Here is a 10,421-nt window from a genome sequence, read left to right as displayed (position 1 = left end):
ATCCCTTGAAGGAAGGGGCGGGCCGTCAGGTTCTGCAATGTGCGCGTTCCGCGCTCTATTTGCGCGGGATTCCGGCTTTCGCCGGAATGACAGAAAAAAGCCGGAATGACAGAAAAAAACAGGCGCCGAAATGACAGGAAAAAGCAGGAATGGCGGGAGTTTTGTTCACGGCGCCTCTTTCTTGGCTACAAACAGTGCCAATTTTCTTCCCCTCGATTGCGTAACGGCTTGACGCTCCCGCCGTCCGGTTGTCATGCCGGTGCAAATCTGGCATCGTTGCCCGGGTGAGTCGCACCGTAACGGTTTGCGCTGGCGGGGCATTGCCGCCGCCGGAGCGCATTCCGATCCGGGATGCAAAACCTGGGATGCAGAACATGATGCAATCGCAAATCGAATGCGCCAGGCAGGGGCGGCGGCCCGAACGGGCCGCACAGGAGCAGCGCGGGAACGCGGCGCACCCGCCGCTGATCCTGCGCCTGGACATCACCGGCCTGCCGGTCACCTGGGTTCCCTGGCAAACTGCTATCACGCTGTATTGCCGCGACCTGGTCGCCTGGACCGCCGGCGAGCGGACCCTGGCCTTTCACGGCGGCTATTCCCGTTATACGGGCAAGCGCTCGCGCATCGAGATCCACTCGATCATCGCGGTGCGTTGCCGCCGCGCCCGCCGGCAGCTGCGGCGGACGACGCCGCCGCTGACGAACCGGGAGCTGTTCCTGCGCGATGCCCACCTGTGCATGTATTGCGGCAGGGAACATGAGGGCCGGCGGCTTACCCGCGACCACGTGATTCCCTTTTCGCGCGGCGGCAAAGATTGCTGGTCGAACGTGGTCACCGCCTGCCACGGCTGTAACACGCGCAAGGGGGGGCAAACGCCGGAAGAGGCGGGGATGCCGTTGCTGGCAGTGCCCTTCGTGCCTAACTGGGCGGAATATCTGGCGTTGTCCAACCGCCGCATCCTGGCCGACCAGATGGCCTTCCTGAAGGCGCAGTTCCGCGCCCGGCGACGGGGGCTCCTGCGGCAATGAGCGCGGCGGCTGCATGCCCCGGCGCAGAGACCCGGAAGGCGGCGGCGTTGCCGCGTGCCGGCGCGCCGGCCCGCCTGCCGGCGCTGGCGCTACCGACGCTGGCAATGCTGGCGCTGGCGCTGCTGACGCTGGCAATGGGCGGCCCTGCCGCGGCGGCCGACCGCGACGGCAACTTCGCCGTCTGGGGACCGGGCAGCGCCTCCTGCCACCGCTACGCCCAGGACCGCGGCAAGGATGCCTTCAGGCCCTACCAACACTATCTGATGGGCTACCTGAGCTTTTACAACCAGTCATCGGAAGATACCTACAGCGTCACGGCGGAATTGGACCTCCCGGAGGTCATGCGGCAACTGGACGCCCTGTGCGCCGACGAACCCCTGTACAGTTTTCACGATGCCTTGCGTACACTCACCCAGGAAATGCACGAACGGCGCTGGCGCAAGGCGCCCCGTGCTCAAGGCCGCAGTGCCGGAAACTAAAGCCATGGTCTGCGCGCCGCACATGATTCATTTCGAAAAAACCAGAGAGGGAAAATGCCATGATACATAGCAAACAGGACAACTCGCTTGCCAAAACGCTGGTATTCGCTTTGCTCGCCTGCTGTGTCGGCGCCTGCACGATGCCGACCCAGCAGCCGGACGAATTGATAGAAGACACGGCGCGGCAGACATCCAAGGAAGCCCGCCGCGCGACGGAAAAGGCGATCACGGCACCTCCCGCGGAAATCCACTAGGAAATTCCGCGGCCTGCCCCGCCGCCGCCGCCGTAATCTTATAGCCGCCCGCGCGAGCGGCTATTGGCGCTGGAAGGGGCGCAGAAAGGGGGGCCGGGGGGTCGGGCGCAGCTTCCGACCCGCAACGCCGCGAAACCCGGCCTGTTGCTCTCGCGCGAGCGGGAAGCCGTCTTTTGCGGCAATGCGGATTCGGGCGGCGCGGCTTCGCTGTCCCGGAAAACTGGATTGCGAAGCTCGTACCCATTGAATCGCGCCGCAAGATTAGGCATGATCCGCCGCTACTGGGCATTTGCAACAACACCACGAAAGGGAGGAATATCATGCACAGCAAATTCGTCAGGACGTCCATATTGGCTTTGTCCGCGCTCTCGGTCGGCGCCTGCGCCCCTGTAGGGCTGGAAAAAACGGCGGAAATCGAAAACATGGCGCGACAGGCCCTCAGCGAGGCACGCGACGCGGCCGAAAAGGCAAACAACGCCCTTTCCGTCGCCTCCGAAGCCTCTTACTCGGCAACCAAGGCCCAGTCCACCGCGGAGTCGGCACTCAATTGCTGCAACGAAAACCGCGACAAGATTGACCGGGCGCTGGAGCGGGTCACCCGCAAGTAGGCAAACCGTCATGTCCCCGGAGCGAGCTCTTCGCTCCGGGGACGCGACTTTATGCGCCTCCGGTCTTGGCTTTCTAGAGTTCCCGGGGGAGACGGGGAGCAGGCAACTGCCCGCAGGCCCGCAAAGGGCGCGGGGCGCATGTGGGGGTGTGCGGCGGATATTCTGCGAATGCCGCGGGGCTCGCTACGTGCCGGCGGCGTCGGCGGACTCTTCGGCACTTCGGATCGCGCCCACGGCAACCGGTATGCCGCTGGAAGCGCGCACGACCTTCTCGATCAGCTGCCAGTCTATCCGGGAGTCGCGTCCCTGCAACAAAGCGAGTATCTGGCGGACAGCCTCCTGGTTCAGGGCATGAGCGCTTAGCCGATCCTCAACCAGCGGCGGATGCACCTCCAGGTAAAGCAGCCGCCCTTGCAGCCCCGCCTTTACCGGCTGGTTGACGATGTTGACGGGGGTGCCCACCGGGGTCAGCGGGAACATTTCGTCTATATCCTCCGGATACATGCGGATACAGCCATGGCTCACGCGCATCCCGATCCCCAGAGGCTTGTTGGTGCCGTGAATCAGGTAGCCGGGCAACGCCAGGCGCAGGGCGTGGGCGCCCAGGGGGTTGTCCGGGCCGGGGGGCACTACCCGCGGCAGGGGATCGCCGAGCAGGGCATGTTCGGCGCGAATGGACTCCGGGGGAGTCCAGCTCGGGTTCTCCGCCTTGAGGTTGATCCGCGTGCGGGCATACGGGATCGTCCAGCCCTCGCGCCCCACCCCGACCGGGTACGTGATCACTCGCAGCCGGCCCCCCCGGCGCAACGCGGCAGGATAATAATAAAGCCGCATTTCCGGGATATTCAGCACGATCCCGCGCCGCTCGGCGGCCGGTAAAATATGGTGCAAGGGCAGGAAGATCCTCCTGCCCTCGCCCGGCAGCCAGGCGTCCACATCGGCATTGGCCAGCTGGATCTCGTCGAAGCCCAGACCGTGGCTGCGGGCAATGTCCGGCAAGGTGTCTTCCTTGCGGGCGACGACCGTGTACGGCCTGCCGACCAGCCCGTCGCCGGTCTTCGCCTCGTAGGAAGTCGCCTGCGCCGCCGCGACAAATAGCAGCGACAGCACGGCAGCCGTCCCGCCCCCGCACGCCAGCGCCCGAGGCACGACCGACACCCTAGACGCCCGCCCGCCGCATCCGAAAGTCGCGCCGGTCCAGCAACAGCAGGCTGGGCACCAGCAGCAACAGGAAGATCACGTTCACCGACAGCCCGCCGATGATTACCGCGGCGAGCCCCCGGTAGATCTCCGAACCGGCGCCCGGCAGCAACGCCAGCGGCAACATGCCGAAAATGCTGGTCAGGGTACTCATCATGATCGGGCGCAGGCGGGTGCGTACCGCCGAAACCACCGCCTCTCTGCGGGGCGCCCCGGCGCGCTCGGCCTCACGCGCCCGATAGACCAGCAAAATAGCGTTGTTCACTACCAGTCCCAGCAACATGATAAAGCCGATCATCGTCAACAGGTCCAGCGGTTGGAAGACAAACAGGTTGGCGAAGCGCAGGGCGGCCACGCCTCCCACCGTCGCCAGCGGCAGGGTGACCAGCACCAGGAGGCTGTATCCGTAAGAACGGAACAGCGCGGTCATCAGGAGATAAAGCACGACGACCGCCAGGATGAAACTGCCGCCGAGTTCCCGCACGGCGACCTGCAGCTTCTCGGCCGTGCCCTGGTATTGGATCTCCGCATCGCCCGGCAACAACGGCCATAAATCCGGCTCGACGCGGGTACGCAATACCTCCAGCACTGTGTCCAGAGACACGCCCGGCGGCGGATTGACGCGCAGGGTGACCGTGCGCCTCTGGTTGCTGCGGCGGATCTCCTCCGCCCCGGCAGTGCGCACGACCTGCGCCAGTTCCTTAAGCGGCACGATGCCGCCGCCGGGCGTCGCCAGCGGGATGTCCGCGATCTCGTCGGGGGTGCGCCAGGGCGTGGCGCGCACAATGATGTCCAGGATTTCCTCGCCGGTGAAGTAGTCGCCGGCATCCAGACCGTCGCCCAGGGCGCGCACGATCAGGGCCAATTCGCGGCGGGTCCAGCCGGCCTCCGCCAGGCGCCGTTCGTCCGGCACCAGACGCAACTCCGGCTTGGCCAGGATCAGACCCGGCAGGGGACGAATGTTGACGCCGGGCAACTCTTCCTGAATGCGCCCGAAGGCGCGCGACGCAGCCTGCAGCAGAGGCTCCAGTTCCCGCGCCTGAAAATTGACCTCCACGGAGTTGCCCTCGCGCCCGCCGAATAGCGAAGTCTTCTGGACAAAGGCGAAGGTATCCGGGAAATCGCGAAAAATGCCCCGCATCTCGTTCACCAACTGCGGCAGGCGGGAGGCTTCCCTGGCCACCGCCCCCATAAACACGTCGCCGCCGAAGCCCACGAAGAAATAATGCTTGATCGCCGGTTCGCGCTCTCCCCGCAGGTGGGGCGCCAGACGCGCGGTCAGGCTGCTCCCCATCTCCCGGCGCAGGTGCTCGATGCTCGCCCCGGGGGCGGGCCGCAGGTAGGCAAAGGCCAGGTTCCGGCTCCCCTCGGGCAGGTAGTCCAGCGACGGACGCAGCCAGGCAGTGCCCAGAATCGGCGCGGCAATCAGGACCGCGACCCACAGCAACCGCCACCGGGGGCGATCCGTCACGAACATGATCCCGGAGGTCATACGGTCCCAGAGGTGGCCGCCGCGAGGGGCGGAGTAGCCGCGGTTGGCGACCCAGACCGTCTCCGCCGCCGGCACCACGAAGATCGCGATGAACAAGGAAGCGCAGACGGCCGCCGAGATGGACAAGGCCAGGTCGGCGAAGAGCTGGCCGACTTCGCTCTCCAGAAAGATCACGGGCAGAAAAACGATCACGGTCGTGGCGGTAGAAGCCAGCAGGGCGCCCCAAACCTCGCCGACCGCGAAGGCGGCGAGCAAACGGCGGCCCTTGCCTTCCACCCCCTGCTCACGCAGACGAACGATATTCTCCAGCACCACGATGGAGGCGTCCAGCACCATGCCCACCGCAAAAGCCAGGCCCGCCAGCGAGATCACGTTCAGGGTGCGGCCGGACCACTGCAGCACGGCAAAGGTCGCCAACAGGCAGGCGGGGATCGCCAGGATGACCGTCAGGGTGGCGCGGACATTACGCAAAAACAGCCACAAGATGCCGGTCGCCAGCAGGATCCCCAAGCCCAGATTGCCGTACAAAAAACGGATGGATGCGTCTATGTACAGGGTTTCGTCATAGACCTGCTGCATGCTGAGTCCCGCCCGCCGCAAGGGTTCCTCCAAATCGGCGGCGGCCTGGCGCAGGCCGGACATGACTTCCAGCACGTTTACCCCCACCTCCCGTTGCGCGTTGACGGCGATGGACGGGCGCCCCTGGGCAATAACGAAGTTGCGCGGATCGACGGGCCGCACCTCGACGGTGGCCACATCGCGCAGATACACCGGGCGCCCGTCGCGCCAAGCCAGGATCATGGCGCCGAATTCTCCCGGGCCATAGCGGCCGGCAAAGCGCAGGCTGTATTCCCGTTTGCCGATGTCCACGAAGCCGCCGGATACGTTCTCTCCGGCGCCCACATAGCGGGAGACGCCGGGCAACTCGATCCCCAGTTCCGCAAGGCGGTACGGATCGAAACTGACCCGCAATTCCCGCTCCTGGCCGCCGAACACTTCGGACACCGCCACCCCCGGCACCCGTTCGAAACGTTCCTTGACCAGGTCCTCGATATAGTCCCGGTACAAGGTGACGTCCCTGGCGTTGTCGGGCAGGGCATGAACGATGAACCAGGCGATGGCCGAGGCGCCGTCGGTGGAATCCACGAAGGGTTCGTCCGCGTCGTCGGGGTAGCCCGAGACCTGGCCCAGGCGGTTCATCACCTCCACCAGGGCGCGGCGGATATCCATGCCCACGACGAAACTCAGGTTCAGCTCGGCGCGCCCCGACTGCGCCCGGGCCACCAGTTCCGTCACGCCGGGGATGCCGCGCAGGGCCTCCTCCTGGCGCTTGACGATCTCCGCCTCCACTTCTTCCGGCGTGGCGGCGCGCCAATTGGTGATGATCCGAATCTCCGGCTCCTGCAATTCCGGGGTCAACTGCACCGGCAGGCGGGAGTAGCTCAGCCAACCGATGAGCAGGATCAACCACATGACCACTCCGACCGCGGTAGGGTTGCGCAACCCCATCTCGGTCAGCTTCATAGTGGGACTTCTTCCTCCGCGCCGTCCTCCAGGATGCGCACCGGCTGCCCCGGCCACAGGCGCTCGTTGCCCCGCACCACGACCCGGTCGCCCTCGGCGAGAGTCGAACGGCGCACTTCGATCCAATCCTCCTCGGAATAGCCCGGGACGACCGGCACCAGCTCGGAGCGCCCTTCGCCGTCAATGCGAAACACGTGGATGCCGAAGGTGCGGATCACCAGCGAGTCGCGCGGCACGGTCAACGTGGAATGCGCCAGGGACTCGGGCACCGCCACCCGCACCGGCAACCCGACCGGCCAATCCTGGTCTTCGAGCACGACGCGGATCTCGTAGAGGCGCGAGCGGTCGCCCACGGCGACGACGGTGCGCAACCGGCCCAGGACCTCGTCGCCGCCAGGGCCGCGCAGGCGCATCATGGCGCCCGGTTGCAGGCTGGCGACGGCGGCGGCGGTCACCCGGGCCTGCACCTCGCGGCGCCGCACGTCCACCAACCGCAGCACCTCGTCGCCCGGCTGCACCTGTTCGCCCGGCGTCCGCAGGCGCTCGACCACAACCCCGGCAAACGGCGCCAGCAGCCGCGTCTTGCGCAGGGAGTCCTCCGCCAATTGCAAACGGACACCGGCCGCCTGCAGATCGCCGGCCAATTCATCCCGCAAAGAACCGATCTCCTCCCGGCGATTGCGGGCGGCGTAGTCGTTGTCGGCCAGCCGCGCCAGTCGCGCCTCCTCGTCCCGGTAAAATTGCAGGCGCGGCCTGATCCTCTGCTGCTCCGCCCGCGCCTCTTCCACGCGCAGGCGGAACTCCAGCGGCTCGATCTCCGCCACCGCTTCCCCGGCCTCCAGGCGCTGCCCCACCTCGGCGACGAAACGCAGCCGGCCCGCGATCTCGGCGGCGATACGGGCATCGTCACGGCTGACCACCGATCCGGAAACCCAGGACAACGGCTGCACGGTGCGCGTGGTAACGGGAGCGACCCGCACCGGCGGCGCCTCTCCTTCCGACTGGGCGCGAACCGCCGGCGCCGTCAGGCACAGACTGACAAGCGGCAACAGAACGTAGAAAATACGCAACATGCAGTACAGTTCATCCTTGGGACGGTGGCGGGCGGCAGTATTATGCATCAACTTACTGTATTTATGTACCGCCCCGGCGCAACCTTCGGGGAAAGATTTGCATCCCGGGGCGCACTCCGGCGCGGCGGCGCTCTCTCCGATCCGGCAAGGTCCCGACGAGGCATTGCTGGCCGCCTTTGCCGACAGCGGCTGCCATATGCATGCGCGGCTGCTGGCGGCGCTGCGGCTGGAAGAAGAAGACGGCGGGACACTGGAGCTGTCCGGCCTCGCATGGTCCAGGGACGAGCAGCTGCTCTACGCCATCGGCGACGAGGGCATACTGTTGTGGTTGCGGCCGCGCTTTGCCGGCGATGGCCGGCTGGCCGCCATAACGGGGCGGAAACTGCTGCCGCTGCGGGACGCGCAAGGCTGGGCGCTGCAGGGCGACGATAGCGACAGCGAGGGCCTGGCGCTGCGCTACGGCGCCGACGGCACGGCGGGAAACGACGAATTGCTGATCAGTTTCGAGAGGCGGATGCGGATCTGCCGCTATAGCCCGCTGGGAGAATTCCGGGGATGCGAGACACTACCCGCCTCCCTGGCCGACGCAAGGCGCTACCGGGGAAGCAACCGGGGCCTGGAGGCGGTCGCATTGCACCCTCGCTTCGGCGTGCTGACGGGGCCGGAACGCCCGCTGCGCGGGTCCGGGCAAACACAACGACTGAGCGTTTATTCTCTGGACGGCCGGGACTGGGGCTTGCCGGCGCAGCACGACCAAGCCAGTCTTGTGGACATGAGTGTCCTGCCGGGAGGGGGCCTGCTGCTGCTGGAGCGCAACCGCATCGGGATGCTGGGTCTGCGCCTGCAGACGGTCGTGCACCTGGCGCCGGACCTGGCGGAGCGTCCGCAGTGGAGCCGGCAGTTGCTGCGGATGGACAGCCGCGCGTTCCCCATCGGCAACCTGGAGGGAATCGCCGCCCAGGACGAACGGCGCTTCTTCCTGGTCAGCGACGACAACGGCCCGCTGCTGGCCGGCAAGACGCAACTGTTGCACGTGGAGTGGGCCGTGCCGCCGCCCGCCGGCTGCCCTACTCGTTGAGGCGGGGCATCAGCTCGGCCAGGTTGCAGGGCCGGGTGCGCGAGTCGAGCTGCGCCGCGACGATGCGCTCCCAGGCAGTGCGGCAGGCGCCGGGCGAACCTGGCAGGCAAAAGATATAGCACCCGCCGCTGACGCCGGCCACGGCCCGCGATTGCAAAGCGGAAGTGCCGATCTCCTGGTAGGAAAGGCTGCGGAACATCTCCCCGAAACCGGGGATTTCCTTGTCGAACAAAGGCCGCACGGCTTCCGGGGTGCCGTCGCGGCCCGTGATCCCGGTGCCGCCGGTAACCAGCACGGCATGAGGCCCGTCCGGCACGCACCAGCCGGCCACGGCCGCGCGCACCCGGGCCGGTTCGTCGGGCACGATTCGCTTGTCGTGCAAACGATGCCCGGCCGCCTGCAGGGACTCCGCCAACAGCTTGCCGGAACGGTCGCTGCTCTCGTCGCGGCTGTCGGAAACGGTCAGCACGGCGATGCGCAAGGGCTGGAAGGCGCGCCCTCCCTCGAGACGGGCGCCGTCCTCCGCGCTATCGTTCTTGTTCTTGTCCATCGGCGGCGAAGGGACGCCCCCAGCGCCCGGCGAAACAGCGCTCGGCCAGCGGCGCCCGGCGGCGCGGCGCCGATTCCCGCTCGCGCAATTCCTCCGGGATGCGGGCTGGCGGCAAGGCATAGCCGACGGCGATCATCGCCATGGGGGTAAAGGACTCCGGGATCGCAAAGACGCGGCGCGCCCGCTCCGGGTCGAAGCCTCCCATCTGGTGGGCCATCAGCCCCAGTTCGACCGCCTGCAAGCAAAGGTTTTCGCTGGCGGCGCCGGTATCGTGCTGCGCCCAGCGGTTCGGCTGGCCGTTGCGCTGAAAATGGCCGCTTGCCACCGACAACAGCAGCAGCGGCGCCTGCGCGGCCCAGCGATTGCCGTCGCTGAGGCAGGCGACGGCCTCTTCCCAGTCGCGCCGTTCGCGGTCCCGCTCGAAGACCAGGTAGCGCCAGGGTTCGTCGCCATAACAGGAAGGCGCCCAGCGGGCCGCCTCGAGCAGGGCCAGCAGCTGGCGGCGCGCGACCGGACGCTCCGGGTCGTAGGCGCGGCCGCTGCGGCGTTGCGCCAACAACGGCGCCAACGGGAAACTGCCGTTTGTTTCTTTTTGTGCCATGGCCTTGGAGATTCCGCGGGAGCGTAGAACAGGCGGCGCATCCGATCAAGCGAGGGCATGGGGCCGCCACATATGAGACAAATCAGGCTGCCTCTGCGAAGCGGCGATAATACTCCATAGGGGTAAGCATGTCTCTGCCTCTGCCTCTGCCTCTGCCTGCGTGAGGACGGTAGCGCCCCTGTCATTCCGGTCTCCCTCCTTGTCATTCCCCCTACCCCTCGTCATTCCGGTCTCCCCTTCGTCATTCCCCCTACCCCTCGCCATTCCGGCGCAACAGGCCGTGTAAAAACCATTCGCTTTTTTGGAAGTGGGGAAACGGTGCTCTGTCATTCCGGCCCCTCTTGTCATTCCGGCTTTTTTTCGTCCTTCCGCTTTTTTTCCGTCATTCCGGCGAAAGCCGGAATCCCGCGCAAATACAGCGCGGTACGCGCACATTGCAGAACCTGACGGCCCGCCCCTCCCTTCATGGGATATTTCTGCAAAGGAGCGCGAAGCGCGCGCTTTCTATGCGGGATTCCGGCTTTCGCCGGAATG

11 protein-coding genes are annotated in these 10,421 nt (G+C 66.6%); 5 read left to right on the top strand and 6 right to left on the bottom strand.

Translation table 11 applies throughout. From position 1 onward, the window contains the following. Positions 1–374 precede the first annotated feature (374 nt). The 4 genes from OXU43_06965 to OXU43_06950 all read left to right on the top strand — a co-directional run bounded on the left by OXU43_06965 (position 375) and on the right by OXU43_06950 (position 2,369). The gene (locus tag OXU43_06965) at positions 375–1,028 is read left to right on the top strand and encodes an HNH endonuclease (GenBank protein MDD9824894.1); all 654 of its coding nucleotides are present in this window, start codon (positions 375–377) and stop codon (positions 1,026–1,028) included. Next, entirely contained in the window at positions 1,025–1,507 is a 483-nt protein-coding gene (locus OXU43_06960) for a hypothetical protein (protein MDD9824893.1), read from the top strand. The genes OXU43_06965 and OXU43_06960 overlap by 4 nt, the downstream gene beginning before the upstream one ends. 59 nt (positions 1,508–1,566) lie before the next feature. Beyond that, positions 1,567–1,761, top strand: a complete 195-nt coding sequence (locus tag OXU43_06955) for a hypothetical protein (GenBank protein MDD9824892.1) — start codon at positions 1,567–1,569, stop codon at positions 1,759–1,761. A gap of 320 nt (positions 1,762–2,081) precedes the next feature. Further along, a complete protein-coding gene (locus OXU43_06950) occupies positions 2,082–2,369 on the top strand; it encodes an alanine-zipper protein (protein MDD9824891.1) in 288 nt (95 codons plus the stop codon). 183 nt (positions 2,370–2,552) lie between these two features. On the opposite strand, the gene OXU43_06945 is transcribed toward OXU43_06950, so the two are convergent. Genes OXU43_06945 through OXU43_06935 form a run of 3 tightly spaced genes read right to left on the bottom strand, consistent with a single transcriptional unit; the run spans position 2,553 to position 7,706 of the window. Then, positions 2,553–3,527 carry a L,D-transpeptidase family protein gene (locus tag OXU43_06945; protein MDD9824890.1) on the bottom strand — a complete coding sequence of 325 codons (975 nt, stop codon included), beginning with the start codon at positions 3,525–3,527 and terminating at the stop codon, positions 2,553–2,555. A gap of 1 nt (position 3,528) precedes the next feature. Then, positions 3,529–6,585: an efflux RND transporter permease subunit gene (locus OXU43_06940; GenBank protein ID MDD9824889.1), complete on the bottom strand. Its 3,057-nt coding sequence runs from the start codon at positions 6,583–6,585 to the stop codon at positions 3,529–3,531. Continuing rightward, a complete protein-coding gene (locus tag OXU43_06935) occupies positions 6,582–7,706 on the bottom strand; it encodes an efflux RND transporter periplasmic adaptor subunit (GenBank protein MDD9824888.1) in 1,125 nt (374 codons plus the stop codon). Before OXU43_06935 ends, OXU43_06940 begins: the two co-directional genes overlap by 4 nt. 49 nt (positions 7,707–7,755) lie before the next feature. On the opposite strand from OXU43_06935, the gene OXU43_06930 reads away from it, so the two are divergent. Then, positions 7,756–8,736: an esterase-like activity of phytase family protein gene (locus tag OXU43_06930; GenBank protein MDD9824887.1), complete on the top strand. Its 981-nt coding sequence runs from the start codon at positions 7,756–7,758 to the stop codon at positions 8,734–8,736. On the opposite strand, the gene moaB is transcribed toward OXU43_06930, so the two are convergent. The 3 genes from moaB to OXU43_06915 all read right to left on the bottom strand — a co-directional run. Next, entirely contained in the window at positions 8,726–9,286 is a 561-nt protein-coding gene (gene moaB / locus OXU43_06925; GenBank protein ID MDD9824886.1) for a molybdenum cofactor biosynthesis protein B, read from the bottom strand. The two genes, OXU43_06930 and moaB, sit on opposite strands and share 11 nt — an antisense overlap. Next, positions 9,264–9,887, bottom strand: a complete 624-nt coding sequence (locus OXU43_06920; protein ID MDD9824885.1) for a nitroreductase family protein — start codon at positions 9,885–9,887, stop codon at positions 9,264–9,266. The genes moaB and OXU43_06920 overlap by 23 nt, the downstream gene beginning before the upstream one ends. A gap of 344 nt (positions 9,888–10,231) precedes the next feature. Next, positions 10,232–10,421: hypothetical protein (locus tag OXU43_06915; GenBank protein ID MDD9824884.1), on the bottom strand; the 190-nt coding region annotated here is incomplete at its 5' end.

The sequence above is a fragment of the Gammaproteobacteria bacterium genome (assembly GCA_028817255.1).
Lineage (GTDB): Bacteria > Pseudomonadota > Gammaproteobacteria > Porifericomitales > Porifericomitaceae > Porifericomes > Porifericomes azotivorans.
Note: the sequence above shows the minus strand (reverse complement) of the source record. Positions and strands in the feature narration are given on the sequence as shown.

Bases quoted from the DNA above. Each gene is read 5' to 3' on its own strand.
- OXU43_06950 (MDD9824891.1), top strand. From the start codon at position 2,082: ATGCACAGCAAATTCGTCAGGACGTCCATATTGGCTTTGTCCGCGCTC.
- OXU43_06960 (MDD9824893.1), top strand. From the start codon at position 1,025: ATGAGCGCGGCGGCTGCATGCCCCGGCGCAGAGACCCGGAAGGCGGCG.
- OXU43_06920 (MDD9824885.1), bottom strand. From the start codon at position 9,887: ATGGCACAAAAAGAAACAAACGGCAGTTTCCCGTTGGCGCCGTTGTTG.
- OXU43_06955 (MDD9824892.1), top strand. From the start codon at position 1,567: ATGATACATAGCAAACAGGACAACTCGCTTGCCAAAACGCTGGTATTC.
- OXU43_06940 (MDD9824889.1), bottom strand. From the start codon at position 6,585: ATGAAGCTGACCGAGATGGGGTTGCGCAACCCTACCGCGGTCGGAGTG.
- OXU43_06935 (MDD9824888.1), bottom strand. From the start codon at position 7,706: ATGCATAATACTGCCGCCCGCCACCGTCCCAAGGATGAACTGTACTGC.
- moaB (MDD9824886.1), bottom strand. From the start codon at position 9,286: ATGGACAAGAACAAGAACGATAGCGCGGAGGACGGCGCCCGTCTCGAG.
- OXU43_06965 (MDD9824894.1), top strand. From the start codon at position 375: ATGATGCAATCGCAAATCGAATGCGCCAGGCAGGGGCGGCGGCCCGAA.